Source organism: Jejuia spongiicola (genome assembly GCF_023502325.1).
GTDB lineage: Bacteria > Bacteroidota > Bacteroidia > Flavobacteriales > Flavobacteriaceae > Wocania_A > Wocania_A spongiicola.
In genome coordinates, this window is sequence record NZ_JAMFLZ010000031.1 from 1 (window position 1) to 511 (window position 511).

Annotated in this window: 1 protein-coding gene; it reads left to right on the forward strand. The window is 40.5% G+C overall.

The window, feature by feature from the left end; genetic code table 11:
- Positions 1 to 511: DUF11 domain-containing protein (locus M3P09_RS17220; protein WP_249974063.1), on the forward strand; the 511-nt coding region annotated here is incomplete at both ends.

Consider the following 511-nt stretch of genomic DNA (forward strand, 5'->3'; position numbering starts at 1 on the left):
GACTCAAACCTTGAATATAACAGCAACAGTAAATGCAGGAACAAGTGGAGACCTTATAACCAATACAACTACAACGGCCATCGGAGATCAAACAGATCCAACCACAGATGGTGATGATTTAGAAGCGGTTTTTACAGTAAATAATGATGCCGATATTGTATTGACCAAGACCGTAGACAATGCGACACCTAATGTAGGAGATACAGTAACCTATACTGTAACAGTAAAGAACAATGGCCCAGCTGTTGTCACTAATTTAGTAGTAACTGATGCCTTACCAACGGGATTAATATATGGAACAATAATTCCTAGCGATGGAAGTTGGACAGCACCAAATTGGGAAATAGGAATCTTGTCTCCTGGAGAGGAAGAGACCATAAGTATTCAAGCGGTAGTAGGTATTGGCCAAGGCGGTCAAACATTAACAAACACTGTATCGAATACACAAGACCAAACGGATGGTAACTCTACACCGGACGATCCATCTGAAACAATTGTTGTAACAAGTTCT